This window comes from Salmonella sp. SAL4457 (assembly GCF_046548235.1).
Lineage (GTDB): Bacteria > Pseudomonadota > Gammaproteobacteria > Enterobacterales > Enterobacteriaceae > Salmonella > Salmonella enterica.
This window is the reverse complement of sequence record NZ_JBGDZO010001460.1, coordinates 1-231: the sequence shown is the minus strand read 5'-3', so window position 1 is coordinate 231 and position 231 is coordinate 1. Positions and strand designations below refer to the sequence as shown.

Here is a 231-nt window from a genome sequence, read left to right as displayed (position 1 = left end):
CCAGTAACTGGTTCAGGGCGTCCACCTTGCGGGCAATCTGTGCCGGCGAAAAGTCGTCCATATTTTCCAGCGTGATATCGACCATCAACTGACCTTCACCCGTCAGCGTATTCGGCACAGCGAACGCCACGCGCGGCGCAATGGCTTTCATGCGCTCATTGAAGTTATCAATATCAATATCGAGGAATTTGCGATCCGTCACCGGCGGCAGTTCTTCACGCGGTTTCCCGG

General features: G+C 55.0%; 1 protein-coding gene. It reads right to left on the bottom strand.

What is annotated here, in order from left to right; genetic code table 11:
* Positions 1-231 (bottom strand): type VI secretion system contractile sheath small subunit (locus ACLJNW_RS29025; protein WP_410962141.1); only part of this gene is annotated, 231 nt, incomplete at both ends.